Source organism: Caballeronia sp. ATUFL_F1_KS39, assembly GCF_023630985.1.
GTDB classification, from domain to species: domain Bacteria; phylum Pseudomonadota; class Gammaproteobacteria; order Burkholderiales; family Burkholderiaceae; genus Caballeronia; species Caballeronia zhejiangensis.
In genome coordinates, this window is sequence record NZ_JALQDZ010000113.1 from 1 (window position 1) to 255 (window position 255).

1 protein-coding gene is annotated in these 255 nt (G+C 71.0%); it reads left to right on the forward strand.

The window, feature by feature from the left end; translation table 11 throughout:
- The coding region (locus tag NCR93_RS31785; protein WP_250532480.1) for a phosphotransferase at positions 1 to 255 on the forward strand (255 nt) is incomplete at both ends.

The window sequence follows — 255 nt, forward strand, 5'->3', positions numbered from 1 at the left end:
GAGTACTACCGCCGCTACCTCGCGTGGGCGTCCGACGGCAAGCCGCAGCCGACGGTCGACGCGGGTCTCGCCTGGCTACTCGCGAACCAGCCGCAGGACGAGCCGGTCGGACTCAGCTGGGGCGACGCGCGCGTCGGCAACATGATCTTCTCGGACGCGCGCTGCGTCGCGGTCCTCGACTGGGAGATGGTCGCGCTCGGCAACCCCGAGCAGGACCTCGGCTGGTGGCTCTTCCTCGACTGGCACCACTCGGGC